The sequence below is a fragment of the Mycolicibacterium sp. P4_G11 genome (assembly GCF_056555145.1).
Window position 1 is genome coordinate 121,595 of the sequence record NZ_JBFUJW010000001.1, and the last position, 26,408, is coordinate 148,002.

General features: G+C 66.4%; 22 protein-coding genes, 1 tRNA gene and 1 pseudogene. 16 read left to right on the forward strand and 8 right to left on the reverse strand.

Annotation, left to right across the window (positions count from 1 at the left end):
* Positions 1 to 2 precede the first annotated feature (2 nt).
* The gene (locus tag AC1U2B_RS00615) at positions 3 to 2,702 is read right to left on the reverse strand and encodes an ATP-binding protein (RefSeq protein ID WP_480215727.1); all 2,700 of its coding nucleotides are present in this window, start codon (positions 2,700 to 2,702) and stop codon (positions 3 to 5) included.
* 54 nt (positions 2,703 to 2,756) lie between these two features.
* On the opposite strand from AC1U2B_RS00615, the gene AC1U2B_RS00620 reads away from it, so the two are divergent.
* Entirely contained in the window at positions 2,757 to 3,209 is a 453-nt protein-coding gene (locus tag AC1U2B_RS00620) for a winged helix-turn-helix transcriptional regulator (RefSeq protein ID WP_480215286.1), read from the forward strand.
* On the opposite strand, the gene AC1U2B_RS00625 is transcribed toward AC1U2B_RS00620, so the two are convergent.
* Positions 3,206 to 4,027 carry an alpha/beta fold hydrolase gene (locus tag AC1U2B_RS00625; RefSeq protein WP_480215287.1) on the reverse strand — a complete coding sequence of 274 codons (822 nt, stop codon included), beginning with the start codon at positions 4,025 to 4,027 and terminating at the stop codon, positions 3,206 to 3,208. The two genes, AC1U2B_RS00620 and AC1U2B_RS00625, sit on opposite strands and share 4 nt — an antisense overlap.
* 157 nt (positions 4,028 to 4,184) lie before the next feature.
* Here AC1U2B_RS00625 and AC1U2B_RS00630 point away from each other — a divergent pair, with 157 nt between their 5' ends.
* From AC1U2B_RS00630 to AC1U2B_RS00660, 7 genes and pseudogenes are all read left to right on the forward strand, one after another.
* A complete protein-coding gene (locus AC1U2B_RS00630; protein WP_480215288.1) occupies positions 4,185 to 5,048 on the forward strand; it encodes an alpha/beta fold hydrolase in 864 nt (287 codons plus the stop codon).
* A gap of 9 nt (positions 5,049 to 5,057) precedes the next feature.
* Complete coding sequence (locus AC1U2B_RS00635) at positions 5,058 to 5,777, forward strand: hypothetical protein (protein WP_480215289.1); 720 nt, start codon at positions 5,058 to 5,060, stop codon at positions 5,775 to 5,777.
* 7 nt (positions 5,778 to 5,784) lie between these two features.
* Positions 5,785 to 6,704 (forward strand): annotated as a pseudogene (locus AC1U2B_RS00640) (hypothetical protein).
* 76 nt (positions 6,705 to 6,780) lie between these two features.
* A complete protein-coding gene (locus AC1U2B_RS00645; RefSeq protein WP_480215290.1) occupies positions 6,781 to 7,986 on the forward strand; it encodes a CaiB/BaiF CoA transferase family protein in 1,206 nt (401 codons plus the stop codon).
* Positions 7,987 to 8,052: 66 nt separating this feature from the next.
* The gene (locus AC1U2B_RS00650) at positions 8,053 to 8,982 is read left to right on the forward strand and encodes a 3-hydroxyacyl-CoA dehydrogenase NAD-binding domain-containing protein (RefSeq protein ID WP_480215291.1); all 930 of its coding nucleotides are present in this window, start codon (positions 8,053 to 8,055) and stop codon (positions 8,980 to 8,982) included.
* Positions 8,983 to 9,110: 128 nt separating this feature from the next.
* On the forward strand, positions 9,111 to 9,947 hold the full coding sequence (locus AC1U2B_RS00655; protein WP_480215292.1) for an alpha/beta fold hydrolase: 837 nt from the start codon (positions 9,111 to 9,113) through the stop codon (positions 9,945 to 9,947).
* Positions 9,947 to 10,867 carry an NADP-dependent oxidoreductase gene (locus tag AC1U2B_RS00660; RefSeq protein WP_480215293.1) on the forward strand — a complete coding sequence of 307 codons (921 nt, stop codon included), beginning with the start codon at positions 9,947 to 9,949 and terminating at the stop codon, positions 10,865 to 10,867. The genes AC1U2B_RS00655 and AC1U2B_RS00660 overlap by 1 nt, the downstream gene beginning before the upstream one ends.
* A gap of 355 nt (positions 10,868 to 11,222) precedes the next feature.
* Here the strand turns inward: AC1U2B_RS00660 and AC1U2B_RS00665 are convergent, their stop codons facing one another.
* On the reverse strand, positions 11,223 to 11,948 hold the full coding sequence (locus AC1U2B_RS00665; RefSeq protein ID WP_480215294.1) for a creatininase family protein: 726 nt from the start codon (positions 11,946 to 11,948) through the stop codon (positions 11,223 to 11,225).
* Positions 11,945 to 13,222 (reverse strand): NsdA family TPR-like regulatory protein, encoded by a 1,278-nt coding sequence (locus AC1U2B_RS00670; protein ID WP_480215295.1) that lies wholly within the window; start codon positions 13,220 to 13,222, stop codon positions 11,945 to 11,947. The genes AC1U2B_RS00665 and AC1U2B_RS00670 overlap by 4 nt, the downstream gene beginning before the upstream one ends.
* A gap of 108 nt (positions 13,223 to 13,330) precedes the next feature.
* Here AC1U2B_RS00670 and AC1U2B_RS00675 point away from each other — a divergent pair, with 108 nt between their 5' ends.
* The 4 genes from AC1U2B_RS00675 (at position 13,331) to AC1U2B_RS00690 (ending at position 18,659) form a co-directional block, all read left to right on the forward strand.
* Positions 13,331 to 13,657, forward strand: coding sequence for an SCO3933 family regulatory protein (locus AC1U2B_RS00675; protein WP_480215296.1), 327 nt, complete (start codon positions 13,331 to 13,333; stop codon positions 13,655 to 13,657).
* A gap of 98 nt (positions 13,658 to 13,755) precedes the next feature.
* On the forward strand, positions 13,756 to 15,186 hold the full coding sequence (locus AC1U2B_RS00680) for an FtsK/SpoIIIE domain-containing protein (protein WP_480215297.1): 1,431 nt from the start codon (positions 13,756 to 13,758) through the stop codon (positions 15,184 to 15,186).
* A gap of 2 nt (positions 15,187 to 15,188) precedes the next feature.
* Positions 15,189 to 16,826 carry a replication initiator gene (locus AC1U2B_RS00685; protein ID WP_480215298.1) on the forward strand — a complete coding sequence of 546 codons (1,638 nt, stop codon included), beginning with the start codon at positions 15,189 to 15,191 and terminating at the stop codon, positions 16,824 to 16,826.
* Between the two features lie 186 nt (positions 16,827 to 17,012).
* The gene (locus AC1U2B_RS00690) at positions 17,013 to 18,659 is read left to right on the forward strand and encodes a recombinase family protein (protein WP_480215299.1); all 1,647 of its coding nucleotides are present in this window, start codon (positions 17,013 to 17,015) and stop codon (positions 18,657 to 18,659) included.
* Here the strand turns inward: AC1U2B_RS00690 and AC1U2B_RS00695 are convergent.
* Positions 18,641 to 18,726: transfer RNA gene (locus tag AC1U2B_RS00695), tRNA-Leu, on the reverse strand. The genes AC1U2B_RS00690 and AC1U2B_RS00695 overlap by 19 nt on opposite strands.
* A 118-nt stretch (positions 18,727 to 18,844) precedes the next feature.
* Here AC1U2B_RS00695 and AC1U2B_RS00700 point away from each other — a divergent pair.
* From AC1U2B_RS00700 to AC1U2B_RS00710, 3 genes are all read left to right on the forward strand, one after another.
* On the forward strand, positions 18,845 to 20,170 hold the full coding sequence (locus tag AC1U2B_RS00700; RefSeq protein ID WP_480215300.1) for a M20/M25/M40 family metallo-hydrolase: 1,326 nt from the start codon (positions 18,845 to 18,847) through the stop codon (positions 20,168 to 20,170).
* A gap of 29 nt (positions 20,171 to 20,199) precedes the next feature.
* Complete coding sequence (locus AC1U2B_RS00705; RefSeq protein ID WP_133763104.1) at positions 20,200 to 20,724, forward strand: YbhB/YbcL family Raf kinase inhibitor-like protein; 525 nt, start codon at positions 20,200 to 20,202, stop codon at positions 20,722 to 20,724.
* A gap of 121 nt (positions 20,725 to 20,845) precedes the next feature.
* The gene (locus AC1U2B_RS00710; protein WP_480215301.1) at positions 20,846 to 22,201 is read left to right on the forward strand and encodes a hypothetical protein; all 1,356 of its coding nucleotides are present in this window, start codon (positions 20,846 to 20,848) and stop codon (positions 22,199 to 22,201) included.
* Here AC1U2B_RS00710 and AC1U2B_RS00715 read toward each other — a convergent pair.
* On the reverse strand, positions 22,179 to 23,648 hold the full coding sequence (locus AC1U2B_RS00715) for a WS/DGAT/MGAT family O-acyltransferase (protein ID WP_480215302.1): 1,470 nt from the start codon (positions 23,646 to 23,648) through the stop codon (positions 22,179 to 22,181). The two genes, AC1U2B_RS00710 and AC1U2B_RS00715, sit on opposite strands and share 23 nt — an antisense overlap.
* Before the next feature lie 31 nt (positions 23,649 to 23,679).
* On the reverse strand, positions 23,680 to 24,231 hold the full coding sequence (locus tag AC1U2B_RS00720) for a 2,4'-dihydroxyacetophenone dioxygenase family protein (protein ID WP_480215303.1): 552 nt from the start codon (positions 24,229 to 24,231) through the stop codon (positions 23,680 to 23,682).
* 108 nt (positions 24,232 to 24,339) lie between these two features.
* On the opposite strand from AC1U2B_RS00720, the gene AC1U2B_RS00725 reads away from it, so the two are divergent.
* Positions 24,340 to 25,416 carry an AraC family transcriptional regulator gene (locus AC1U2B_RS00725; protein WP_480215304.1) on the forward strand — a complete coding sequence of 359 codons (1,077 nt, stop codon included), beginning with the start codon at positions 24,340 to 24,342 and terminating at the stop codon, positions 25,414 to 25,416.
* On the opposite strand, the gene AC1U2B_RS00730 is transcribed toward AC1U2B_RS00725, so the two are convergent.
* Positions 25,341 to 26,399 (reverse strand): quinone-dependent dihydroorotate dehydrogenase, encoded by a 1,059-nt coding sequence (locus AC1U2B_RS00730; protein WP_480215305.1) that lies wholly within the window; start codon positions 26,397 to 26,399, stop codon positions 25,341 to 25,343. The two genes, AC1U2B_RS00725 and AC1U2B_RS00730, sit on opposite strands and share 76 nt — an antisense overlap.
* Between the last annotated feature and the right edge of the window lie 9 nt (positions 26,400 to 26,408).

Here is a 26,408-nt window from a genome sequence, read left to right on the forward strand (position 1 = left end):
GACTACCGTCCGCTCAGCACCGCGTGTAGTTGATTGCGGTTGGTGATCCCGAGTTTCGGGAACATCTTGTACAGGTGGGCCGCGACGGTGCGGTGTGACACGTAGATGCGGTCGGCGATCTCCCGATTGGTGAGGCCGGCGGCCGCCAGTTGGGCGATCTGAAGTTCCTGGGAGGTCAGGGCGGCAGCCGGGCCCTGGCGGGGTGTTCCGACAGCAGTGGTGATGCCCGCCGCGCGCAATTCGGTGGCGGCTCGGTCCAGGAACGGAGCCGCCCCTGCGGCGTCGAAGGCGGCCAGCGCCGTGGACAGATGGGTGCGTGCGTCGGTGATCCGGCGCTGTCTGCGCAGCCATTGCCCGTACGCCAGATGCGTTCGTGCCCTTTCTAGTTCGGCATCGGTATCCGCACCGGCGGCCAGGGCGGCCAGAAAATGTTCCTGCGCCTCGGCGTCGGTGGACGCCAGCAGCGCGTGTGCCCGATGCACCAGCATCGACTCCAGACCTGAGGTGAGTTGTCCGGCTTGTTCGGTGATGTCGGCCAGCAGCGGGCGGATCCGGGCGCCGCAGCCCACGCCGGCGGCGGCCTCGGCCAGATCGGCGATGGCCCAGCGCCGCGACGTGCGGTGCTGCGTCATCTTCAGCATATGTTCCAGTGCCTCGGCGGGGTCGGCGGTGCACAGCGCGAGAAGGCCCGCCGCCCAGTGTGCGTCGTCATGCCACAGGATCGCCGGGTCCGGGGCCAGCAGCCGACGGGCCGTGCTGAGCGTGTCGCGGGCCTGTTCGAAGCGACCCTGCCAGACCTGCACCCGGGCCAGGATCGCCGCGGCTGAGGCGGCCGTCATCGGGAGATTGATGTCCTGGCCCAATCGCAGCGCGTTCTCGGCGGCGATGCCTGCAGCCTCGATCTTGCCCTGCTGCAACAACAATTGCGCGGCGCCGCGTTGGCTTTCGCATTTATCGGCCGCCGATCCCGAGGCCCGGGACCTGTTCTGTACACGGTTCCAGCACTGCAAGGCGTGCGTGCGGTCGGCGGCGGCCTCGGCCGCGAATCCCAACGCCATGAGCAGGAGCGGGTCGTCGGCAACCTCCTCGATCAGCTGGGGTAAGCGGTCGCGCAGTCCCTGGCCTGCGCCGGTGTCGTCCACCAGCGCCAGGGCCATGCACACCATCGGATCCTCCGCACCGTCATGGAGGTGGCGAAGTGCTGCGACGGTATCGCGGCGTGGTTCCTCGGCAAGGCCATGCATGCGGCACTCGATCGCGGCGGCCCACAGCAGCCGGCGTCGCTCGACATCGCCGTCGCTGAACTTGCCTGCCAGCGCGACGAGTTCGGTGGCAGGCTGGCCCGCTATCGCGGCGGTGACATTGAGGACGAACCGGGTGATGGCCAGTTGTTCTGCGCTGGATTGACTGTCCCCGAGATTCTCCGCCTCACCCAGAATGCTGATGGACTCGGCGGTCAGCCCGGAACTGCGGGCGATCTCGGCGGCCTCGGTCAGCCGTCGCACCCGGGACGTGGTGTCGGGGGACAACACGGCCGCGCGGCGCAGGGCGGCGGCGGATTCGGCGCCGGCCCCACGGGACTGGGCTTGCCGGGCGGCACCTTCCAGCTCAGAGGCCACCGTCTCATCGGGGCCGAAGGTGGCCTCGGCGCGGTGCCAGGCTGCGCGGACCGCATCGCCCGCCGCATCAGCCAACGCCGCATGTACGACGGTCCTCGAGGACAGGGGAGCGGCGCCATAGACCGTGGACCGGATCAACGGATGACGCACGTGGATTCGGTCGCTACTGGCCGTGATCAGGCCCGCCCGTTCCAGCGGGGCCAATTCGTCGGTAAGTGTCAGGCCGAGAAAATCCGCAGCGACATCGACGTCGGTCAGCCGCCCGTCGCTGGCTGAGATCAAGAGGAGCAGCAGGCGACCGTTGTCGGTCAGCCCGCCGAGCTGTGACAGGAATGCCCGCTCGACCCGCCGGGTGATGGGCAATGGCTCGCCGGAAAAGACGGTGCTGTTTCCACGTTCGTCGAGCGCGCTGGACAGCTCGATCACTGCCAGGGGGTTGCCACCCGACTGCTCGAGTACCCGCTGCAGCAGCAGTGCATCCGTGTGCTCTGCGGCGGTGTTCAAGAGTGCCCGAGCGTGTTCGGGTGCCAGTGGACCCAACGACAGGCGGGGCAGACCGTCCAGATACGGCGCGGCACCGTCGAGGCCGGAGCGTTCGGCGCACAGCATCATGAGCGGTGCGTTGCTCAGCCGCCGCGCCACGAACGCCAGCACTTCCAGTGAGGACTGGTCCAACCACTGGACGTCATCGATGATCAGGATGAGCCGGCGCCGGCTGGCGGCTTCCTCCAGGAGTCCGAGCACCGCAAGGCTCACCAGTAGTCGGTCCGGTGTGGGGCCTTCGGCCAGGCCGAAAGCGGTCAACAAAGCCATCCGCTGGCGGGGTGGCAGGGCGGCGGTGTGGGCGAGGATCGGGTGGATGAGTTCGTGGATGCCGGCGAAGCCGACCTCGCTTTGGCTCTGCAGGCCCGAGCACCCCAGTCGGCTGTAGCCGTTGGCGACGGCCCAGTCGGCGGCCGCCGACAGCAGCGTGGATTTTCCGATACCGGGCTCACCGTCGACGACGAGCGCCGCGCCGCCGGTCGAGATGGCGGCGAGCGTATCGGCGACGCTGGCCAACTCCGCGGACCGCCCGACTATCACCTTGGCCAAGCTAGCACCCTGGATTGGTGATGCCAACTCAGATATGGTGTGAGCATGCGCACGCACCCGTGGTCCGACGATGCCTGCCCCATCGCCCGCACCATGGTGGTGCTGGGGCAGCGGTGGGCCATTCTGATCATCCGGGAGGCACTGCTGGGCCGGACCCGGTTCTCCGAATTCCGGGAACGGCTCGGCGTGGCCTCCGATGTGCTCAGCGCGCGACTGGCGGAACTGGTGGCCGCCGGCATCCTGGAGGTCGAGGATTACCGGGAGCCCGGCGAGCGGACCCGTAGCCGTTATGTGCTCACCGATGCCGGCCATGATCTGGTGACCGTGCTGGCTGCGATGGGACAGTGGGGTCACAAGCATCGGGTCACCACCAAACGCAGTGGCTACCGGTTCGTCGAGACATCCACCGGCGAGCATGCTCTGGTCGCCTTCCGTACCCGTGAGGGTGTCCCCGTAGGCAATCGGGACGTCACGCTCATCGACAACGCCGCAGGCTAATTCCGGACGAAGTTCAGCAGGTCAAGACCCAGTTGCTGCTGGTAGTCACCGTGGATGCCGTGGGGCGCACCGGGATACACCCGCAACGTGCCGTAGCGCACCAGTTCGATGGCCTTCGATGCTGCATCGTGGATCGGGACGATCTGATCATCGTCACCGTGGGCGATCAGAATCGGCACATCAAGGGCCCGCAGATCCGTGGTCAGGTCGGTCTCGGAGAACGCCTGCACGCAGTCGTAGGCCGACGCCAGCCCTGCCTGCATGCCCTGCAGCCAGAAATGGTCGATCAAACCCTGTGACACGGTGGCACCGCCCCGGTTGAAACCGTAGAACGCCATCGCGAGTTCTCGCCAATACTGGGAGCGGCCGGCCAGGACCCGAGCCCGGATATCATCGAACGCTGCCAGTGGCGTGCCATCGGGATTGCTCGCCGAGGCCACCATCACCGGCGGTACCGCGCCGACGGTGATCACCTTGCGCACCCGGCCGACGCCGTGGCGCGCCGCATAGCGCACCACCTCACCGCCGCCCGTGGAATGCCCCACCACCACGACGTCGGACAGCCCGAGCGCGTTGATCAGGGCCGCCAGGTCCGCGGCGTAGGTATCCATATCGTTGCCCGACCACGTCTGCTCGGACCGGCCATGTCCCCGGCGGTCGTGGGCGATGGCACGGAAACCGTTGTCGGCGAGCAGCTTCAACTCCACATCCCACGCATCAGCGCTCAGCGGCCAGCCGTGACTGAAGATCACCGCCGGCCCGCTGCCCCAGTCCTTGTAGTAGAGCGCGGCTCCGTCGGAGCCCTCGAAATACGGCATGGGCAACAGTGTGTCTCGCCGTCGTCGACGGAGCCATCTGTCAAATGACTATCGCCATTTACGGCCCGTGTCACCACGGACTCGTAGTCAATCGACGGATACCTGAGGACAGGCCGAGGAGCCAGCATGGTGTCACTACGACAGCAGGGAGAGAAACATGACGGACGCCGCCACCGCGGTGGGCGCTGCGCACGCCGCCAACCTCGACATCGAGGTAGACGGTGAACGGTTCGCCTACCGGCGCTTCGGTAGCCCAACAGCTACCGTGCCGCCGTTGGTGCTGTTTCAGCATTTTCGCGGCAACCTCGACTATTGGGACCCGGCGCTGCTCGACGTATTGGCCGCCGATCGTGAGGTGATCACCGTCGACCTGCGCGGCGTCGGTGCCTCCACCGGGGCCACACCCGACAACATCACGGATATGGCGCGCGACGCCCTCCGGTTCATCGACGCCCTTGGTCTGACATCCGTTGACCTGCTGGGGTTTTCACTCGGCGGCCACATCGTGCAGGAGATCGCGCTGATCCGCCCCCGACTGCCCCGTCGACTGGTGCTGGCCGGCACCGCGCCACAGGGTGCCCCCGATCTGCACCGGTGGTCTGAGGACGTCTATACCTACGCCTGCGCCGACGAGATCACGGCCGAGGGATTCATCGCGCTCTTCTTCTCCGGCTCTGATAAGAGCGTCCAACGCGGTTGGGAGTACCTGGCCCGCACCCATGCCCGCACGGACGATCGCGACCCCGAGACCACCCTGGCCTGCCGAGATGCGCAGTACCAGGCGCTGATGACTTGGGGTATCCCGGAATCGTCGAAACTGGAGCGTCTTTCGGCCATCACCCAGCCGACGCTGGTCGCCAATGGGGACAACGACACCATGATGTCCACGAAGAACAGTTACCTGCTGGCCGAGAAGATTCGGGGCGCCCAGCTGCGCATCTACCCCGACGCCGGCCACGGATTCCTCGACCAGTACCCGGTCGAGTTCGGTCAGCACATCCGCCAATTCCTCGGCCGCTAAGGAGAACTCATGTCCGACCTGCTCACCACCGTCCTGAGCGCCTACGGCGGCGTCGACCGTTGGCGTGAACTGACCTCGGTCACCGCACGCAAACGGTTCGGCGGCGCCATCTGGGATATCAAGGCCGTACCCGGCATCGTCGACGACGGTGAGATCACCGTCTGGATCAAAGATCAGCGTACCTCGCTGTGGCCGTTCACCGCGCCAGATCTCAAGACGGCCTACACCCCGCAGCGCGTCGGCATCGAGACCACCGACGGTGACGTCGTCGAGGTGCTCGACAATCCCCGTGCATCGTTTGCCGGACACACCCTGGAAACCCCTTGGAGCACACTGCAGTTGGCATACTTCACCGGGTACGCCATGTGGACCTACACCGCCGAGCCGTTCAACCTCGCCTTCGCTGGAGTGCGCACCGAAGAGGGCGACACCTGGACTGAGGACGGCCAGCGCTGGCGCACTCTGCACGTCGACTACCCCGACAGCATCGCCACTCACAGCCCCCACCAGATCCTCTACATCGACGCCGACGGCTTGATCCGCAGACGCGACTACCAAGTGGACATCGCCGGGGGATCACCAGGGGCGCACTACATCTCGGACTTCGACGAGGTCGACGGGCTGATCATCCCGCGCACCCGGATGATCTACGTCCGCGACGCCGACAACCACCCGATCCATGAACAACTCGTGGTGTCCATCGAACTGACTGATGTCAGCCTGGGCTGAGGACTGAATGTTCACCCACCTCATCGCCTTGAATCCCGGCGGGCAGCAGATCGTCAAGGTCGCCATTGCCGACGGGGCCGTGACACCCATCATCGCAGGGCTGACCGCCTTTCCCGACGGCATCGTGGTGGACAGTGACCAGCAGCACATCTACTGGACGAACATGGGGTGCCGGGACTGCCCGCCGACCGCCCACCCCGCGGCGAGAACGATCTGGACTTCTACCGACGCAACGGATCCATCGAGTGCGCAGCCCTTGACGGGTCGGATCGGGCCTGGGTAGTGCCCGAGGGCGGTCTGGTGACTGGTAAGCAGCTTGCCGGTGCCTGGTCATGCCGGCGGCTGTACTGGTCCGACCGCGAAGGCGCTGCGGTGCGCAGCGTCGCACTGGACGGTACAGATCTGCGCGACGAAGTTGTGGTGGCGCAGACGGATCAGGACCGGCACCTGGTCCGCAACCAGTGCGTCGGCGTCGCGGTCGACGAACCCGGTGGCTATCTGTACTGGACCCAGAAAGGCCCGTCGGACGGTGGCGACGGCCGAATCTTCCGGGCCCCCTTGGATATTCCCGCCGGGCAGAGCGCCACCGACCGTGCCGTGGAAGTGCTGTGGTCGGGACTGCCGGAGCCGATCGACCTCGAACTAGACCTCGATGCCGGTGTCGTGTATTGGACTGACCGGGGGCTGCCACCGGGCGGAAACACGTTGAACCGGGCCGACATTCCGGCGCCAGGGCAGCCGGGCGGCGACGTCGCCATTTTGTCCGCGGGATTCCATGAGGCCATCGGACTGGCAGTGGACGTCAGAGAGGGCCTGGCCTTCGTGGGCGACTTGTCCGGAGAGATCCGCGCGGTCAGCCTCGACGGCCGCTATGAGGCGGTGGTCGCGCAGATCCCAGGCGGGCTAACTGGGATCGCCGGGATCTGAAGCTGACCGAGGACAACATATTTCGCGGCCGCGCTGGTAGCGGCGGCCTGAGCACATTCGTGTGAGGACACCAGACATGACCGAACCTTCCGTATTTGCCGGCCTCAAGGTCGTCGAGATCGCCAGTTTCATCGCGGCCCCGGCCGCCGCCACAATCCTCGCCGACCTCGGCGCTGACGTCATCAAGGTTGAGCCACCGGGTATTGGTGACCCCCAGCGGCACCTGAGTTCGCTGCCGCCGAGCCCGGTCGCGGTCGGCAACTACAGCTGGCATCTGGCCAACCGGAACAAGCGTGGCATGGCGGTGGACCTGAAATCCGAAGGCGGAACCAGGATTCTGAAGCGTCTGGTGCAGTGGGCTGACGTCGTCATCACCAACTTTCCGCACGGTACCCGCGAAGCCCTGCACCTCGGTTACGACGAGGTGGCGTCCTGGAACCCGAGCGTCATCTACGCCGACATCACCGGGTTCGGCGACGCCGGAGCGGACGCCAACCTACCGGGTTTCGATCTGACGGCCTACTGGTCACGCAGCGGACTGCTGGCTTCCACCCGTGACGCCGGCGCGCCGCCGACCGCCCCGGTCTGGGGCAGTGGGGATTACACCTCTGCCGTCGCCATCTACGCGGCCATCAGCACCGCGTTGTATCAGCGCGAACGCACTGGCCGCGGGGCGAACGTCGGCACCTCGCTGTTGGCCGTGGGGGTATGGGCCACCGGCACCTTGGTATCCGCGGCGCTCGCCGGAGGCACGCCGTATCAGCTGCATGACCGCACCGCCCCGCTGAATGCGCTGAGCAACCCGTACCGGTGCGCCGACGGACACTGGTTGATGCTGGTGGCCCGCCCGCAGAATTGGGCAGCATTGGTTGCTGCGATCGACCGGCCAGATCTGTTGACCGACAGTCGATTCGCTGACGAGACCGGGCTGCGCAGTAACACGGCCGCACTGGCGGAGCTCCTCGACGGGGTCTTCGCCGGGCAACCGGTCGGGCATTGGAAGCAGGTACTGGACAAGGCCCGGATCACCTACGGCGCCATTCAGACTCCCGAAGAGGCCGCCGCCGATCCGCAGCTGCGCGCCGCTGAGATCGTCGTGCCCATCATGGATGCTCCGGGGTTGGAGTACACCGTGAACAGTCCGATCACCATCCGCGGGCAGGGCAAGGTGCCGGCACGCCGCGCCCCGGAGCACGGTGAGCACAACGCCGAGATCCTCAAGGAACTGGGCTTCACCGACGCCGAGATCAGCACCCTGCAGTCGGAGGCGGCGTTGTCGTGACCGTCGAGCAAAACCTCCGTATCGCCTTGACGAGTGTGCCGACGACACCCACCACAAGGAGAAAACATGAGTATTGAACGCATTGCGATTGTCGGCACCGGCACCATCGGTGCCAGCTGGGCCACTCACTTCCTGGTCCGCGGGTTCGATGTGGCGGCCACCGATCCCGGTGCCGGCGCGGAGGACGCGCTCCGCCGCTATGTCAGCGGAGCCTGGGACACCGCGGCCCGGCTGGGTCTGGCCGACGGCGCATCGCCGGATCGACTGAGCTTCACCACCGATCTGCATGAGGCTGTCGGCTCAAGCGATTTCGTGCAGGAGAATGCGCCGGAACGGCCCGATCTGAAAGTGAAGCTGCTGGCCGATATCGACAAGGCGGCTCGCCGCGAGGTGATCATCGCCTCGAGTTCATCGGGCATCACGATGAGCGTCATGCAGGCCGAATGTGTGCACGCCGAACGGACCGTCATCGGGCATCCATTCAACCCGCCGCATGTCATCCCGCTCGTGGAGGTGGTCGGCGGCACCCGGACCTCGCCGGAAACCATCAGCGCCGCAATGGATTTCTATTCGGAGGTCGGCAAGAAGCCGGTGCGGTTGCGCAAGGAATTGCCCGGGCACGTCGCAAACCGCCTGCAGTCAGCGCTGTACCGGGAAGTCGTCCACCTGATCGCCGATGGGGTGCTCGGGGTGGCCGACGCGGACGATGCGGTGGCCTGGGGTCCCGGTCTGCGCTGGGGTGTGATGGGTCCCAACCTGCTGTGGCACCTCGGCGGTGGAGAAGGCGGCATCGCCCATTTCATGGAGACCCTGATGCCTCGGATGACCGAAGGATGGCCCGGGCTCGGGAATCCGACCTTCACTCCGGAGTTGGAGAAGCAGATCGTCGACGGTGTGCTTGCCGAAGCCCACGGACGTTCCATCGGCGAGCTGGCCACCCAGCGGGACGACACCCTGCTGGAGCTCATCGCAGCCCGCATCAAGAACAAGTTGTGAACTGTGCCGCCGCTGGATGCGGCATGGATCACTGGCGTCGGCCACCGGCTGCGATGGTCATTTGACTGATACCGCCCACTGGCCACTGAAGTGAATCTCGATATCAAATCCAACCTGGAGGGAACACCATGACCTACCTGTCCGATCAGGCCGAGGACCGCTTCGTCGGCGGTCCCGATGGGGAGCGGCTGCACTTCCGCCGCTTCGGTAAACCCGGCGGGGTTCCGCTGGTGCTGTGTATGCGCCTTCGCGGCACCGTCGACCATTGGGACCCGCAATTGCTCGATGCGCTGGCCGCCGAACGTGAGGTCATCGTCTTCGACAACCGTGGCACCAGCCTGTCCGGCGGGGACGCGCCGACCACCATCGACGGGCTCGCCGACGGCGGTATCGCGTTCATCCGGGCGCTGGGTCTGACCCAGGTCGACGTGCTCGGCTGGTCGCTGGGCGGCATTGTCGCCCAGGGCATTGCATTGCGCGCACCGGACCTGGTGCGCCGCCTGGTGGTTGCGGGCAGCACGCCTGCCGGAGTGCCGGATCAGCCGGCGCCCGGGCCGCGGGTCGGGGAGATCCTCGGCCATGCCGTCAACGACGACGCGGACTATCTGTACCTATTCTTCCCGGAGACCGATCAGGGCCGCGCCGCCGGCTTGGCATCGTTGCGGCGCTTGGACACTCGGTTGACTCGGTCCCAGGCCGCCGTACAGGCGGACACTTATCGAGCCCAGCTGGGTGCCATTGCCACGTTCGGCGGCTACTACCTGCGACTCGCCGAGCTGAAGCTGCCGGTGCTGGTCGCCAACGGAGCGCACGACGTGATGATCAATTCCTATGCCAGCTATGCGATGTCGCGGCAACTACCGGACGCCAAGGTGGTGCTCTACAGCGATGCCGGGCACGGATTCCTGTTTCAGCACATCGCGGATTTCGCGCACGACGTCAACCGATTCCTCGGGGTGAACTGATGAAAGCAATCAATCAGACCGAGCTGGGTGGTCCGGAGGTCCTGAAGGTGGTCGAGACCGACCGTCCTGCACCGGGAGTAGGCGAAATCCTGGTCGAGGTGCACGCCGCCGGTGTGAATCCCGTCGACGTGATCAACCGCCAGAGCGGGGCGCTCATCGGGACGCCGCCGTTCGTCCTCGGCTGGGATGTGTCCGGGACAGTCGAAGCCGTCGGATTGGGCGTCACCCTGTACCAGGCGGGTGACGAGGTGTTCGGTATGCTGCCGTTCCCGCAGGGCCACGGCGGCTACGCCGAATACGTGGTCGCACCGACACGGGTATTCGTTCCGAAACCCGCTGCACTGGACCATATTCAGGCCGCAGCTTTGCCGCTCGCCGGGTTGACCGCCTACCAGGCGCTGGTGGACACCGCGGGCATCGGCGAGGGCAGTCGGGTACTGATCACCGCCGCGGCAGGCGGGGTCGGGCATCTGGCGGTGCAGCTGGCCAAGGCGTACGGCGCGCACGTGATCGGACTGGCAGCACCCGACAAAGCAGACATCGTCACCGGTCTCGGTGCCGATGAGGTAATCGATTACACCACCACTGATTTCGCATCGGTGCTCAGTGATGTGGATGTGGTGTTCGACCTCATCGGACACGACTATCCGGCCAAGGCGCTGCAGGTCCTCAAGCCGGGCGGCACGCTGGTCACGGCGCAGCCGCAGGCCATACCCGAGGTGGCTGCCGAATCCGTCGCAAGAGGTATCCGGGCGGTCGGGCTGTTGGTGGAAGCCGACCGGCTGGGCATGACAGTCCTGGCGGATCTGGCCGCCCGTGGTGCGCTGGTCCCGACGGTCGCGGCGACCTTCCCACTGGAGCTGGCCGGCGAGGCGCAGTCGTACCGGGCGTCCGCCGGCAAGGTGGTGCTGACGCTGTGAGGCCGAGCGGCTAGTTACTTCGACCTGAAAAAGTCGGGGCATGGCGGTACCTGAACTGGTGGTGGTTCGACGCGATGATGGCCTCGATACCAGTAAAGAAAGTTCTCACAGGGTCAGGCCGCGGGGCATTCGTGAGGTGGCCGACGGCGCATGGTGTCAGTGGAGGCATGCACGCCGATGCCGTCAGTCGGTGGCGAGGGGATAGGCGTGCGCCTCGGCGACGGCGGCGCCGCTTCTGTGACTCGGGTATGGAGAAGAAGGCCGGTGTCGTTCGGGTAGTGCGAGGTCCTTAGATGTGGTTCGTGGCGGCGGACGGGAGCGCCAGCGGACGGTAGCCGCCACGGTGTCGTTGTGGCTAGAGGCTCCGTGCTGTCACCAGGTCGATGAGGGATTTCGCGGCCTGGCCGAGGTCGTCGAGGATGCGGTGGCCTTTGTCGGCGGTGGCGTGTGACGGGTAGCCGATGACACCACTGGTGGTGTAGGCGCGCATGCCGACGGTGGTCAGGTAGCGCCGGTCGGTGGCGTCGTGGTTGGCGCTGGCCCATCCGTCGCGTAGGTAGTCGGGATAGGCGGCCAGCAGGATCGAGGCTTCCAGCTCGCCAGCGTGCATGTCGTCGTGCATGGTGCTGACCAGGGCCGCGGCGGTGCGGGCGTGGTCCCAGTCTTCTCGGCTGGGGTAGAGGCCTAACGTGATGGCGGCGCCGGGCCGGTTGGCTTGCTGCACGGTGTTGGTGAGTACGGCGTTGCCGCCGTGGGCGTTGACGACGATCAATCCGCGCACGTTGCGGACCGTTAGGGATGTGGCGATGTCGGTAATGACCGTGTGCAGTGTGGTGGCGCTAATGCTGACTGTGCCGGGGAAATCGTCGTGTTCGTGCGAGCACCCGAACGTGATCGGTGGAAGTTGAAAGACATTGTGGTGCGCGGTGATTGATGTCGCGATTGCGCAGGCGATGAGAGTGTCGGTGCCCAACGGTAGGTAAGGGCCGTGTTGTTCGAAGGAGCCGACGGGCAGCACCGCGACCGGTGCGGTGGTCTGCGGGTCGGTGGTGGTCAGGTCAGCAATGATGCGGCGGGTCATGAAGGGTCTCCTTGGGGTTGGGTTTTCATGCGGCCGGCGAGTTCTTTGAGCACATTCTGTCGGGCTGGGTCTTTGTGGCTGCGGCGACGGTCGGCGACGAGTTTGCGGGCGTAGACCAGGGCGCGGCGGGCACGCTGTGAGGGTGCGGACCGGTACCCGGCGATTGCGGTGTCCACCATGGCCAGGGCCAGATGGTATTCGCCGGTGCCGATGTAAGCGTGCAGCAGCCGCAGGTCGGCGACGGTGCGGTCACGGTGCTGCTGGGAGGTCCATTGGCTGTGATGGTTGGTCAGCAGAGCGCGTGCGCGGTCCCAATCGGTTAGGCGCAGAAAACCTGATGCGACATCGCTGGCGACGTACGCGCTATGTGCGTAGCGGGCTCGATCGCCGGGAATCTCGGTGATCTCGCCCAGGTCCAAGGCAGCGCGAGCGTGTTCCCGGAACGCTGTGTCGTCGCCGCTGTGGAGGGCGGCAAGGGCTTGTTGACGGGCGATGCTGGCGGCCAGGCGCCCGGTGCGGTGGCCGGCGATGAGTTCGGCAGCGTCGGTGGCCAGGTCCACGGCCATCGCAGGGTCGGTGTGGTTGGCGATGTTGGACAGACGCATATAAATCAGAGCGCGGACATCGGGGCTGGCGGCACGCAGGTATGTCATGGCTTTGGTGGTGTGATGCTGGGCGGCGTCGTAGTCGCCGAGGTCTTGGGCGATCCATCCGGCGACCTCGGCGATCGTTCCTGCGGCTTCGGCCAGTGCTCGGCGCAAGTTCCGGGGTGCGGTTGCGGCAAGGGTTTCCACGGTGCATAGATCGGTTTCGACGCGGTGGCGGGCGTACTGGGGCCCCAGCGCGTGTTCGACCTCGATATGTGCCTGCAGTTGCGCGGCGATGACCGCCACGATGTCTTCATCGACCGGCAGCCGGAACAGCAGCGGCGGCGGCAAGACTGTCATTCCGCGTAGATCGAACACCTCGTCGGGATCGGCGCCGAACACCTCGCCGAGAATGCCCGCCCATTTCGGGCCGAGGACTCCCTGGTTGATGGCGCGGCTGATCGTCCGACGCGCGGTTTCCTGCGTCGGAATGTCCTTCTCCCCGCGCAACGTCAGGACATGGATGGCCTCGGCGGCCACATCGTTATACGAGTAGTCGAAGTCGCGTTTGAATGCCTGCAGCCGCGCCGCATTCTCAGCTTTGCGCGACGCGGCATCGGACATATCTCCGATCATGCCCCACCCGTCGCCGCAGGTCAGGGCGTTATGCGTAAAGAGTGCTGTCACTAGGTGTCCCTGGCTGTCACTTCCGGGCGCCGATCCCGCTGCTGTGTGCTCAAGGCGCGGTCCCGATATGGCCGCGACGTCACCCCCTACCGAGAGGACAGCACTGTAATGAAGCTCAAGATCGACACCACGGCTGTGTCCTGGATGTGCACGAAAACTGCCGAAGCACGTACAGATTTCGAGACTGGCCAACCCAAGATCGACAAGACCACCGGGTTGGCGCTCTGGCAGGTCCAGTTGATGGCGCTGGATTCCGACGGCGCGGAGGTGCTGACGGTGACCGTCCCGGGTGAACCGAAAGTCACTGTGGGACAGCAGGTGACGGTCGTGAACCTGGTGGCTACACCGTGGAATCAGAATGGCCGCGCCGGTGTGGCCTATAAGGCCGACGCGATCACTGCCGGCGACAACAAGTCCGCTGGACCGCGCCAGTAAATCTCGCCGAACCCGTCCGATCACCCACCGACTAGCGGGATTGGGCGATCGGACGGGTTTCCCACTCACACAACACTTTTTGTGAAAGTCAGGATGCTATGTCGAACACCTCAAATAGCAAGAGCGGCAACGAAAATAACGGACCGGACGACTGGGTCGGCGAACTGTTGGTCGACATCGTCTGCGGTATCGGGCATCTGCTGGGCTGGGGATTGCGTTTCCCGATGCTCGGGGTGCCGGTTGCGATCACGATGGGTGTCGGTATCTGGCAAGGCCTGAACATCGCCATGTTCACCGTTGCCGGATTCATCGCCGCTTATATGGCCTGGGCGGTGCTCGACGAAGGCACATTCGAGCAGTACGTGATCGACCCGCCGTATCACTATTTTCTGCGCTGGTCCCGCTACGAACGTTCCTGGGCGCGGGTCTGCGCGATGCATGGGCTCACCGCGCAACATGGTGATCGCGAGCATGTTCCGGCACTACGGACCATCAGTATTGGCGCCGACGTCGATGTTCTGGAGGTCGCGATCGTAACCGGTCAATCTATCCGCGACTGGCACAAGCACACCGATGCCCTCGCTGCGGCCTGGCGCGCGCAGAGGGTCACGATCACCGCGACCACACCTGGTCAGATTCGGGTCACGGTGATGCGCGCCGACGTGCTGGCCGAACCGATTGCACTGCCGCAGCCCACACCGGTCACACCTGTGGAATTGACGGCGATCGATGCGGGTGTCACCGAGAGCGGCGACTTGTGGCAGGTGCCTGTACTCGGTCATCACGTGCTGGTCGCGGGAGCGTCCGGAGCAGGCAAAGGGTCGGTGCTGTGGTCGCTGATCGCTGGCATGGCCCCCGACGTGCGCACCGGCAAAGTGCGTCTGTGCGTGATCGACCCGAAAGGGGGCATGGAACTAGCGTCGGGGGCACCCATGTTCACCGCGTTCACCCACGACGCCACCGGCACCACCGTGGAGTTGCTGCGCACTCTGGTCGATGTGATGATCGAGCGGGCGCACCGCCTACGGGGCCGCACCCGCCTGCACACCCCGACAGTGGCGGAGCCGTTGTTTGTGGTGGTGATCGACGAACTCGCCGCCTTGACCGCCTACGTCACTGACCGCAAAATCCGCTCCGAGATCGAACACCTCCTCGGGCTGTTGCTGTCGCAGGGCCGGGCCGTCGGCATCTCGGTGATTGCGGCGATCCAAGACCCCGCCAAAGACACCCTGCCAGTACGCCAACTGTTCACCGTCCGCGTCGGGTTACGCCTGACCGAAGCCACCCAAACCACCATGGTTTTGGGCCAAGGCGCACGTGACGGCGGGGCGGTGTGCGAGGACATTGACGACGGCACACCGGGGGTGGGGTACGTGATGATCGACAGCACCGCCACCCCGACGCGGGTGCGCGCGTTTCACGTCACTGATCCTGACATCGCCGTGTTGGCCCGCGGCTTTCGTGCACCCCGGCGGCAGCGGCCCACCTCGACGGGCCAGGACAGCACCCGCACCGAGGGTCAGGGATAAGCATGACCACCCCGGCCGCGCCACTGAACGGAACGGAACCCGCGAACGGCACGGATCGGTACCCGGCGACCACGCTGCCAGGCCTCCCCATCACAGCTGGCATCGCTGCGGACATTGATGCGGTGATCAGTCAGATGGTGCGGCGCGCCTCCACGGCGGGGTTCGATCAGTGGTGGCGGCGCGTCGAATCGGTCGGGTTCTGTGCCCACCCCATCCAACTGGTCGGCGCCGACCGGTTCGGGCGTGCGCAGGTGGTGTGGACCCGGTGCAACAACCGCCGCGCCCACATCTGCCCGTCGTGTTCGGACCTCTACGCCCGCGACACCTGGCAGCTGGTGCACGCCGGCGCCGCCGGTGGTCACCACAACGTCCCCGCCAGCGTCAGTGTCCGCCCGCAGGTGTTCCTGACGTTGACTGCGCCGAGCTTTGGTCCGGTGCATGGCGCCACCGGCACCGTCTGCCGCGAGCACCGCCACACCGGCCAGCCCGAACGATGCGCCCATGGGAAACCATTGTCGTGCAACTACATTCACGACCGCACTGATCCACTTGTCGGGCAGCCCTTGTGCGGACCCTGCTACGACTACCTGTCCCACGTGCTGTTCAGCTGGCACCTGCCCGAACTGTGGCGACGCTTCACCATCACCATGCGCCGCGCGGTTCGGCAGGAACTAAAGGCCCTAGGTTTTGATCCGGATTCGGTGCGAATCAGTTTCGTCAAAGTCGTCGAAATGCAAGCCCGCGCTGTCCCGCACATCCACGCCCTCATTCGCCTCGACCCCACCAACGACGAGACCACGGCATCGGGTGAGCCGAAGAGTTACGGCCGCGCCGCCTCCGGTGGTGCGGAGCCCCGTCATCTGACTGAACCCCGATGGCAGTCACCGATCACGGCCACGGCGTTGGCGGGCATCATCCATCGCGCCGCCGGCGGCATTGCGATCACCGTCCCGGACCCGCACCGCGCTGTTGCTGGTCACACCATTCACACTCCTTGCGATGAGGACACTGCTGCCGCGGTCGCCGTGCGGTTCGGCACTCAGATCGACACTCAATCGCTGACCGCCGAATCATCCGTCATCCATGATGATTCAGATGCCGGCCCGGCCAGCGGGTTGTCTGCGCGCCGCGTGGCCCGCTACCTAGCTAAATACGTCACCAAAAGCCTGCAGGACTTCGGGATCGCCGCCCGCCGCCTGTCCACCGAAGCCATTGCCGCCCTTGATGTTACCGAGCACATCCGGTCCATTCTGTTCGCGATTGCCGCTCTCGATCACCACGCCGCCACCGATGCCACACGCGAGTCGCCATGGACCGGGATAGGCCGCTGGCTCCACACCCTGGGCTATCGCGGCCACATCACCACCAAATCCCGCCACTACTCGACCACCATGACAGCACTACGTATCAACCGCGCCGAATGGACCCGCAACCAAAACGCCAAAACCGCAGCTGCGGAACATGATCCGACGGATACCGCGGACCTGATTGGATGGGAATTCGATCGCGCTGGTCATGCTACGACAGGCGATCGAGTCCTGGCTGTTTCGGCCAGCCTGCGACATATCGAGACGAGACGCACCGGATTGGTGGAGGTCCGCGACCAGCAATCGGATCGACGACGGCGCCGTGATGATTGACAACTCCAACACCACGTACCCGCATTCCGAAGGCGGCGACCCAGTCAGTGCTGGGATTTTGTCAGACGGAGGTGCTGAAATTGTGGTGCCCGAAGACTGTGTCCTCCCGTGCGAAGCTAACCGCGCCCTGATCCGCGTAATACTGGCTGTACGGGACCGGACGCTCGGAGGAGACAGGGGAGTCGTGTGACCATGAGGTTCGCCTTTTATGGCCGAGTAAGCACCGAGGACGCTCAAGACCCGGAGGCGAGCCGGAGTTGGCAGAAGCGACGGGCAGTCGATCTGATCGCTCCGCATGGGGGAGTTCTCGTCGCTGATTACTTCGATGTGGGCCAGAGCCGTTCTCTCCCGTGGAAGCGCAGGCCCGAGGCCTCGCGACTCCTCGCTGACGTCACGACCAGAGACCGTGGCTTCGATGCTGTGGTGATCGGGGAACCGGCACGTGCCTTCTATGGGCCGCAGTTCGCCCTCACTTTCCCGGTGCTGACGCACTACGGCGTCGGCCTATGGGTGCCGGAGGTTGGCGGCGCGGTTGACCCCGGCTCCGAAGCGCACGACTTGGTGATGACGCTCTTCGGCGGCATGAGCAAAGGCGAGCGTGCGCGAATCCAGATGCGTGTCCGAACGGCGATGTCCGCTCTCGCGCAGGACACATCCCGATATCTCGGCGGTCGACCACCGTACGGTTATCGGCTCGTCGATGCCGGTCCGCACCCGAATCCTGCAAAATCGAACCTTGGCCAGCGGCTTCACCGCCTCGAACCCGACCCGGTGACCGCTCCGATCGTCGAGCGGATCTACCGCATGTACGCTGACGGCGCTGGCCTGCGGTACATCGCGCAGCAGCTCACCGATGATGGCGTACCGTCGCCGAGCCAGTATGACCCGGCCCGGAATACTCACCGCGATCCGCGTGGATGGTCCCATTCGGCGATCCGCGCGATGCTCGACAACCCTGCCTATCGTGGTATCCGCGTGTGGGGCAAGCAGGAGAAGTACGAGGTTCTGGTCGACCCCGACGACGTCGCCGCGGGGTACGACACGCGAATGCGATGGCGGAACGAGGGTGACTGGATCACCCCGGACCGGCGGACGCACGAGGCCTTGGTTTCCGATGAACTGGCGGAGGCTGTTCGACTTCGGATGCAGAGCCGGCGGGGTCCAGGTCTTATATGCAGCAGGGAATCGACTGTGCCGTACGCGCTACGCGGGCTGCTCTACTGCGCCGCGTGCGGACGGCGTATGCAGGGCGCAGCCCGTCCAGGAAAGCAAACAACGCGCATTCTCTATCGCTGCGAATTCGGTAAGTCGCGTTCGATACCTGTCGATCTGAGCGATCACCCGCGCACCGTCTACCTCCGTGAGGACGCGTTGACGCCTCGGCTCGACAACTGGATCGCCAGTCTTGCGAATCCCGACGACCTGGCGCGAGGGCAGGACATCGACCCGACTGCAGGGACCGGCTACGCGGCTCTGCAGCGCCAACTAGGCGAGGTGAATCGCAAGATCGCTGCCTTGGTCAGTGCGGTGGAATCTGGTGTGGCCGTTGAGGATTTGAGCGCTGCGTTGCGACGTCGCACCGCTGAACGTGACGAGTTGAGGGCCAGCCTTGAGCGAACTGAGCGGCCAACCGTCATGTCGGCAACACAGATCAGCGAGATAGTCGAAGAGCTAGGTGGGTTATCGGCCGTGCTTGGTGCGGCGACCGCGGCCGAACGCGCCGCAGTGTACGCGAGCTTGGGCCTGCGCCTTGATTACGACCCGCTCCTTCAGCGAGTCACGGCGACTGCCGACCTGAGTCGTGTCGCCGGACGTGTCCGAGGGGGGACTTGAACCCCCACGCCCGTTAATAGGGCACTAGCACCTCAAGCTAGCGCGTCTGCCATTCCGCCACTCGGACATGCCCAGCTGTCTGACTGGGCAGCTTAGGCTAACGGATCAGGACGCCGAGTCCCAAACCGGCTTGTGATCAGGGGTAGCGCAAGCACCAGAGTGCCGTCGATGCTACGAATGGGACTGTGACTGCGCCCGAAGACGAAGTGGTCGACCTCGTCAGCTCCCTCATCCGGTTCGACACGTCCAACACCGGGGAGTTGGAGACCACCAAGGGCGAGGAGGACTGCGCCCGCTGGGTTGCCGAGAAACTGCGCGAGGTGGGTTACACCACCGAGTACGTCGAAGCGGGCGCCCCTGGCCGCGGCAACGTCTTCTGCAGGCTCAAAGGCGCCGACCCTGATCGGGGCGCCCTGCTGATCCACGGCCACCTCGACGTCGTGCCGGCCGAGCCCGCCGACTGGAGCGTCCACCCGTTCTCCGGCGCGGTGAAGGACGGCTACGTGTGGGGCCGCGGCGCGGTCGACATGAAGGACATGTGCGGCATGATGATCGCCGTCGCGCGGCATCTGAAGCGCAGCAACATCGTCCCGCCACGAGACCTGGTGTTCGCCTTCGTCTCTGACGAGGAGCACGGCGGCACCTACGGCTGCCAGTGGCTCGTCGACAACCGGCCCGACCTGTTCGACGGCATCACCGAGGCCATCGGCGAGGTCGGCGGCTTCTCGCTGACGGTTCCCACCAAGGACGGCGGCGAACGTCGCCTGTACCTCATCGAGACCGCCGAGAAGGGCCTGTCCTGGATGCGGCTGACGGCGCGCGGCCGGGCCGGACACGGCTCGATGGTGCACGACGACAACGCCGTCACCGAGATCGCCGAAGCGGTCGCCAAATTGGGCCGGCACCAGTTCCCGCTGGTGCTCAGCGAGTCGGTCGAGCAGTTCCTGACCGCGGTCTCCGAAGAGACCGGCTATGACCTCGACCCGAACTCGCCGGACCTGGAAGGCTCCATCGCCAAGTTGGGCGGCATCGCGCGCATCGTCGGCGCCACCCTGCGCGACACCGCGAACCCCACCATGCTCAAGGCCGGCTACAAGGCCAACGTCATCCCGGCCACGGCCGAGGCCATGGTCGACTGCCGCATCCTGCCGGGCCGCAAGGAGGCCTTCGAACGCGAGCTCGACGCGCTGCTCGGCCCCAACATCACCCGCACCTGGGAACGTGACCTGCCCAGCGTGGAAACCACCTTCGACGGCGACCTGGTCGACGCGATGAACGCCGCGATCCTGGCCGTCGACCCCGACGCCCGCACGGTGCCCTACATGATGTCGGGCGGCACCGACGCGAAAGCGTTTGTCCGCCTGGGCATCCGGTGCTTCGGGTTCGCGCCGCTGCGGCTGCCGCCCGAGCTGGACTTCGCCGCACTGTTCCACGGCGTCGACGAGCGCGTGCCCGTGGACGCACTACAGTTCGGGGCGAAGGTCCTCGAGCACTTTCTGACGCACTGCTGACCGACACTGCTGACCATCGAAAGGGCATCATGACCGCTTCGCCGTATGACAACCTGCCGCAGCTGCCGACTTTCACCCTGACCTCGACGTCGCTGTCCGACGGTGGCGCGCTGGCCAATGATCAGGTCAGCGGCATCTTCGGTGCCGGGGGAGAGGACGTCTCGCCGCAGCTGAGCTGGTCGGGCTTCCCGGCCGAGACCCGCAGCTTCGCCGTCACCGTCTACGACCCCGATGCCCCGACCGCGTCGGGCTTCTGGCACTGGGCCGTCGCCAACCTGCCCGCCGACGTGACCGAGCTGGCCGCCGACGCGGGCAACGGCGACGCGCTGCCCGGCGGCGCCATCACCCTGGCCAACGACGCCAGCCTCAAGCGCTACCTGGGTGCCGCCCCGCCGGCCGGCCACGGCCCGCACCGGTACTACATCGCGGTGCACGCGCTGCCTGTGGAGAAGCTGGACATTCCCGAGGACGCCACCCCGGCGTTCCTGGGCTTCAACCTGTTCATGCAGGCCATCGCCCGGGCCGTCATCCACGGGACGTACGAGCAGAAGTAGCCGGTCCCTGTGGGGTCGCGGTGGCCAACCGCCCGACCTACTATCGGACCGAGGCCGGCGGCAGCGACGCTCGCCGCGCCCGGAGCGAGGGGGACCATCCGCTTTGTCCACATCTACGCCGGTGAGCAAGCGTTCGACACCGACGGATCAGGACCGGCTCGACTACATCGACCAGGCCACGTTCCTGTCGTACCGGGCCAATGGCCGGGTGCAGGTCGGCATGGCGTTGTGGTTCTACGAGGGTCCGGTGGACCTCGACGGGCTGCGCCGCTTCAACGAGAACTTCGGCAAGGGGCTGGTGGCCCGGTACATCGAGCGGTCGCCGCTGCCGTTCGGCCGGCATCGTTGGGTGGCCGCCACGGGCGCCCCACGCCCGATCGACATCGCCGAAACGGCTTGTCCGCGTTCAGAACTGAGTGACTGGCTGGAGGAGCGCGCACAGATTCCGATCGACCCGGAGCACGGGCCGGGTTGGACCCTCGGCGTGCAGCCCTTTACCGACGGCTCGACGGCGGTGGCCATAGTGCTGTCGCACTGCCTGATCGATGGCACTGGGTCGGTCGTGGCGTTCATGGACGCAATTCTGGGAAACGAGCGTGATCTCGGCTACGGGCAGCCCAGGTCCCGCACCCGTTGGCAGGCGATCCGGTCCGATCTCCGCCAGACCTTCAGAGACCTGCCCGACGTCCGGCGCACGATTGCCGTGGCGGCCAAGCTCGCTCGCGAGCGCCGCGGTGAGATGACCGCGACGCCGTCGACGGGAGGGCCGGCCGATGGCGACGAATACGTGCATGTGCCGTTCGCGTCCGCCATCATCGACCTCGACCACTTTGACGCGCGCGCAGCAGAATTGGGCGGCAACAACTATTCGCTGGTCTCGGCGTTCGCCACCCGCCTCGGGGTCCGCATGGGACGGCAGCGGGCGCGTGATGGCGCCGTCTCGTTGATGGTCTCCATCAACGACCGCACCTCGCTCGATGACACCCGGGCCAACGCGATGACCTTCACCACCTTCACCGTCGACCCGGCCACAGCCACCGCGGACCTGACCGAGCTTCGCGGCACCATCCGGACCGCATTGCGTAGCGCCAGGGAACAGCCGGACGAGTCCTTCCAGCTGTTGCCGCTGACACCGTTCATCCCGCGGCGGGCGGTCCGCCATACCGCGGCCATGGTGCTCGGCGAGCTGCCGGTCACCTGCTCGAACGTCGGCGACGTACCGGAACTGGTCGGCCGCGTCGACGGAGCCCATCAGGCCGATTACGTGATCTGCTGGGGCGTCGAGCAGAACGTGAAGAAGGCGGACATCGAGCAGCCCGGCGGTCTACTGGTGGTGACGGCCCTGCGCCACAACGGCAAGGTCACCTTGGGCGTCGTGGGTTACCAGGTCGGTGCCGAGAACACCAAGGCCATCCTGCGCGACCACGTCCAACAGACCTTGGACGAACTCGGCGTCACACCGCTGGTCGTGTACTGATCGCCGCCGTCAGGTCTGTCAGGGAGTCGCGCACCGCGTCGAGCAGGGGCCACGGGTCGTCGAGTTGATCGCGGTCGACGACGATGCCGATCGACAGTTCTTGACGGTAGCTGAACACGGTGATGTTCAGCCCGACTCCGTGCAGTATGCCGGAGATCGGAAACTGCGAAAGCTGTTCGGCGCCTGCGCAGTACAGCGTCGTGGGGGAGCCGGGCACATTGGAGATCGCGGCGTTCACGGCCGGCTGCAGGAACGATGCCCCGTGGCGCAATGCCGTGCCGGTGGCACGGGCGAACAACGCCGGCGGGATGAGGTCGTTGGCGTCTTCCAACAGGGACGCCGGCAGCGCCTGATGACGCTGTTTCGCGGCGGTCATGGTGGCCTGCGCCCGGTGTAGCCGCTCGGCGGGATCGGCCTCATCGGTCGGCAGTTCGGCCATCATGACCGAGACCCGGTTCCCGAACGTGCCCGTCTGCTCAGGCGTGCGGACGGACACGGGCACGAACGACAGCAGCGGTCCGTCCGGCAGTTCGCCTTCGTCGGCCAACCACGACCGCAGTCCCGATGCGCACATCGCCATCACGACGTCGTTGATGCTGCATCCGAAGTGATCCTTGACGGCTTTCACCTCAGCCAGCGACACCGAACCGAACGCCACGCTTCGACGCGGCGAGATCGCGGTCTGGAACCGCGTGCGCGGTGCGACGAGTTCGGTGCCTTCGGCTGTGTTCGTGCGCTCCAGGATCGCCTTGGCGGACCGGCTGTGCCGCGCCACCGTGCTGACGCCGGGCACGCCTCGCAACGTGGGCACCTCGTCGAGGTGTGGCAGCGCACGCACCGCGGCGCGGATGGACCGTGCGGGGTATCGGCACATATTGGTCAGTCCGCGGCCGAGAAGTTCGGCCTGGGACGGCCGGCGCTGCGGTTCTACACAGCTGGGAGCCACCACTGGCTGTCCCTCTGCGGTGTCGTCGAGCAGCACCCGCAGCATCTCGGCGCCCGAGACGCCGTCGACCGCGGCGTGGTGCATCTTGATCAGCAGTGCCACCGAGTCGTCGGCCAGTCCGCTGATCACGTGGATCTCCCACAGCGGCCGTGACCGATCCAGCGGCCTCGCGATGATCTCGGCGACGTGGTCGGCGAGCCGGCGGTCGTCACCCGGTGCCCACAGCGCGGATTCCTGTACGTGATAGGTGACATCGACGTCGTCTGCGTCGACCCAGTACGGGTGGTCGAGGTCGAATGGCACCCTGACGAGTCGCCAGCGGAACGGGGGCAGGAGCGGCAACCGCTCGGCCACGAGGTCCCGGATCACCTCGGCGGTCAGCCGGCGGCCGTCTGCGGTGTACGGAGCGTAGGTGCTCAGCACGCTGACGTGGCCGTGTGCGTGCCCGTCCTCCATCGCCAGGAACTGGGCATCGAGGCTGGTCAATTTCCGGAAGGTCATGGCCGGTCCTTTCAGGGTCGTGGCTGGTGGATCAGGATTTGGCGACGCCGGCGGCGCCACCGTGGACGAAGACGGGTTTGGTGCCTTGAGCTGCGGACACTGTCTCGGTCAGGTAGTGCAGGGACACCGCGTCGAGGATCGAGTGGAACGTGCCGTCCTCGTTGAAGTTGACGTTCGCGCCATCAACCCAGATGAGCGCGACGGTGTCCTCGGTGTTGTCCTCGGGCGTGTAGAAGGTGTGGACGGAGCCGCCGGGTTCGTACAGGTAGGAGCCGGCGGTCTGGGGCTGGTCGGGGTATTCGCGGTACAGCCAGCAGCCCTGCATGGTGTACACCTGCGCGGGGCCGGTGTGGTAGTGGATTTGCAGGCCGACGCCCGGGGCCATCCTGGCGAGGATGACGTACTCGCCACGCTCGGTGTCCAGTCGCAGCGGGTGGAAGCTCAGGCCCGGGCCGAGGGCGTCCTTCAGCAGCGGGGTCTCGGCGAGGTTGACGCTCAGCAGTTCACCCTGCGGCAGCGCGACCAGCGGGAGAGGAGCGCCGCTGCGGGTGGTGACCATTTCGGGGGAGGCGATGGCGGTCATCTTTCGGGCCTTTCGATGTCGGGTGGATTCGGTTGGTATGCATCGATTCTGCGGTGCACCGGAGTCCAATACTTGACATCAAATGACAACTTCTTGACAGTAGACGACATGCCATTTGTGCGCGGCACGTCGTTGCAGGGCTTCCTGGAACTCGTCCGGGAACTCGGTGAAGACCCCGCGCCCCTGCTCGCCCTGAGCCACATACCGATCGAGGCGGTCGGCGACCAGGACAGCTTCATCAACTACCGCAGCGTCGTCACAGCCCTGGAGACCGCGGCCACGATGACCGCGACGCCCGACTTCGGCAGGCAGCTGGCGCTGCGCCAGGGCCTGGATATCCTCGGCCCGGTTGGGATCGCCGCCCGGACCGCGGCGACCGTCGGTGCCGCGTTCGAGGCCATCGACCAGTACATGTCCGTCTACAGCCCGGCCCTGACGGCAACCATCGACGCGCAACCGGCGGCACGCCATGCCCGGTTCGACTGGCGCCTCGCGGTACCTCGCTCCATCGCGCACCGACAGGCGGCCGAGCTCGCCCTCGGCGTCGCGCTGCGGGTGTTCCGGCTGCTGACAGGTCCCGACTTCACGCCGGCGGCGGTGCACTTCCGCCACGAGCCGCTGACCAGCCCGCAGAACTACGCCAGGTATTTCGGGTGCCCGGTGCGTTTTGCCCAGCCCGACACCGGGTTTCGCTTCCCGAGGTCGGTGCTTGCCCGGCCCCTGGCGGCCGACGGCGCGGTGCACGACGTCGTGCGGGACTACCTCAACACCATCGCGGTACCGGCCGATTCACAGACCGCCGAACCGGTGCGGCTGCTGATCCGCCGGATGCTGCCCACCGGCGGCCTGACCCTCGACCTGGTCGCGCAGCATCTTGCGGTGCATCCGCGCACCCTGCAGCGGCAACTGGAGACGCAGGCCACGTCGTTTGCCGCACTCGTCGACGAGGTGCGCCGCGAGGAGGCCGACCGCTATCTCCGCAGCACCGACATCCCGTTGGGACAGCTGGCCGGGTTGCTCGGCTACAGCGAGCAGAGCGTGCTGTCGCGATCGAGCCAACGCTGGTTCGGCACCTCGGCGTCAGCGCATCGGCGCTCAGCCGTGCGAGATCAGGCTCCCGAGCCCACCGCGTCCGCCAGCGACGCGAAGCCGCCGGCCTTCAGCCGCGCGGCGACGCCGTCGTGAATGTGCTTGGCCCACAAGCCACCGCCGTAGATGAAGCCGGTGTAGCCCTGCACCAACGAGGCGCCGGCGATGATGCGCTCCCAGGCGTCGTCGGCGGTCTCGATGCCGCCGACGCTGATCAGCACCAGCTGGCCGCCGACCCGCTTGTGCAGCCGCCGCAGCACCTCCAGCGACCGCGCGGCCACCGGCGGGCCGGACACGCCACCCGCGCCCAGCTCGGCGACGCCGGGGGTCAGCAGCCCTTCGCGGGAAATCGTGGTGTTGGTCGCGACGATGCCCGCCAGCCCCAATTCGACGGCCAGGTCGGCGATCTCGTCGACGTCGTCGTCGGACAGGTCGGGCGCGATCTTCACCAGCACGGGCTTGGTGGTCTCGGCGCGCACGGCGGCCAGGATCGGCCGCAGCGACGCCACGGCCTGCAGGTCACGCAGCCCGGGCGTGTTCGGCGAGCTGACGTTCACCACGACGAAGTCGGCCAGCGGCCCGCACAGGCGGGCGCTCTCGGCGTAGTCGTCAACGGCATGCTCGGGCGGGGTGACCTTGGTCTTGCCGATGTTCACCCCGATGGGCACGGTGGACTGGCTGCGCGTCAGCCGGATGGCGAGCTCGCCGGCACCGTGGTTGTTGAAGCCCATCCGGTTCAGCAGCGCGCGGTCCTCGGCGAGCCGGAACAGCCGCGGCGCCGGATTGCCGGGCTGCGCCTGCGCGGTGACGGTGCCGACCTCGGCGTAGCCGAAACCCAGTGGGCCCCAGGCATTGATGCCGCTGCCGTTCTTGTCGAAGCCGGCCGCTAGGCCCACCGGGCCGGGGAAGGTCACGCCGAACACCGTGGTCTCCAACACCGGATCCGACGGCGTGAGCCAGCGGCCCAGCAGCCGGCGGCTGACGGCCAGCCCGGTCGCCACGCGCAGCAGCGCGAACACCCAGGTATGAATCCGTTCCGGGGGCACCCGGAAGAACACCCAGCGCAGGGCGCGATACATCAACAGCTC

Excerpts from the sequence above, each read along its gene's own strand:
- AC1U2B_RS00715 (WP_480215302.1), bottom strand. The coding sequence starts at position 23,648 with ATGACCTTCCGGAAATTGACCAGCCTCGATGCCCAGTTCCTGGCGATG.
- AC1U2B_RS00625 (WP_480215287.1), bottom strand. The coding sequence starts at position 4,027 with ATGCCGTATTTCGAGGGCTCCGACGGAGCCGCGCTCTACTACAAGGAC.
- AC1U2B_RS00635 (WP_480215289.1), top strand. The coding sequence starts at position 5,058 with ATGTCCGACCTGCTCACCACCGTCCTGAGCGCCTACGGCGGCGTCGAC.
- AC1U2B_RS00620 (WP_480215286.1), top strand. The coding sequence starts at position 2,757 with ATGCGCACGCACCCGTGGTCCGACGATGCCTGCCCCATCGCCCGCACC.
- AC1U2B_RS00645 (WP_480215290.1), top strand. The coding sequence starts at position 6,781 with ATGACCGAACCTTCCGTATTTGCCGGCCTCAAGGTCGTCGAGATCGCC.
- AC1U2B_RS00680 (WP_480215297.1), top strand. The coding sequence starts at position 13,756 with ATGTCGAACACCTCAAATAGCAAGAGCGGCAACGAAAATAACGGACCG.
- AC1U2B_RS00730 (WP_480215305.1), bottom strand. The coding sequence starts at position 26,399 with ATGTATCGCGCCCTGCGCTGGGTGTTCTTCCGGGTGCCCCCGGAACGG.
- AC1U2B_RS00655 (WP_480215292.1), top strand. The coding sequence starts at position 9,111 with ATGACCTACCTGTCCGATCAGGCCGAGGACCGCTTCGTCGGCGGTCCC.
- AC1U2B_RS00660 (WP_480215293.1), top strand. The coding sequence starts at position 9,947 with ATGAAAGCAATCAATCAGACCGAGCTGGGTGGTCCGGAGGTCCTGAAG.
- AC1U2B_RS00630 (WP_480215288.1), top strand. The coding sequence starts at position 4,185 with ATGACGGACGCCGCCACCGCGGTGGGCGCTGCGCACGCCGCCAACCTC.
- AC1U2B_RS00675 (WP_480215296.1), top strand. The coding sequence starts at position 13,331 with ATGAAGCTCAAGATCGACACCACGGCTGTGTCCTGGATGTGCACGAAA.
- AC1U2B_RS00720 (WP_480215303.1), bottom strand. The coding sequence starts at position 24,231 with ATGACCGCCATCGCCTCCCCCGAAATGGTCACCACCCGCAGCGGCGCT.
- AC1U2B_RS00705 (WP_133763104.1), top strand. The coding sequence starts at position 20,200 with ATGACCGCTTCGCCGTATGACAACCTGCCGCAGCTGCCGACTTTCACC.
- AC1U2B_RS00685 (WP_480215298.1), top strand. The coding sequence starts at position 15,189 with ATGACCACCCCGGCCGCGCCACTGAACGGAACGGAACCCGCGAACGGC.
- AC1U2B_RS00665 (WP_480215294.1), bottom strand. The coding sequence starts at position 11,948 with ATGACCCGCCGCATCATTGCTGACCTGACCACCACCGACCCGCAGACC.
- AC1U2B_RS00725 (WP_480215304.1), top strand. The coding sequence starts at position 24,340 with ATGCCATTTGTGCGCGGCACGTCGTTGCAGGGCTTCCTGGAACTCGTC.
- AC1U2B_RS00650 (WP_480215291.1), top strand. The coding sequence starts at position 8,053 with ATGAGTATTGAACGCATTGCGATTGTCGGCACCGGCACCATCGGTGCC.